At 41.3% G+C, this 516-nt stretch carries 1 protein-coding gene; it reads left to right on the forward strand.

Annotated elements, in window-relative coordinates; all coding sequences use genetic code 11:
- Positions 1 to 76: 76 nt before the first annotated feature.
- Positions 77 to 516, forward strand: a 440-nt coding sequence (locus tag A3739_RS07250) for a hypothetical protein (protein ID WP_156502444.1), incomplete at its 3' end; no start/stop codon positions are given.

Here is a 516-nt window from a genome sequence, read left to right on the forward strand (position 1 = left end):
TTGGTTGTATTTCAAATGATATTTCCAGCCTTACAATCAAACATGAGTAGAGAACTTGCGGCTGAGAAGGTGGAACATGCTTAGCTCGCGTAATGATTTTAAAAGTCGCCTGCTCAGCACCTTACGTAAATATTCTGATTTCACTCATTGGAACTACAACAGACAGCATAACGAAACTGGTATAGCACTATTAAGCATTGCGTTAATATGTGGTGCATTATTTGCGGCAGATGCCATTGCCCTAAATGACCCAAACTCCATCATGATCCAGCGAATCATCGCATTACCATGGATAGGAAGCTTCTTTCTTTTGCATCGCCTCAGACAAGAGAAGCTCTACTATGTGTTTGTTTGTGTTAGCCTCCTATATTCATCCTACGTATTCCTAACTTACACAAACGAACTCACAAGCTTAAGCAACACATATCAGCTGATTGGCATTACGGTCACGATTTTAACCGCTGTTATTCTTGCTAATATACCGAGCGCTTTCTCTACTCCAACCGCTCTTGCCAT

It is taken from the genome of Oleiphilus sp. HI0067 (assembly GCF_001635735.1).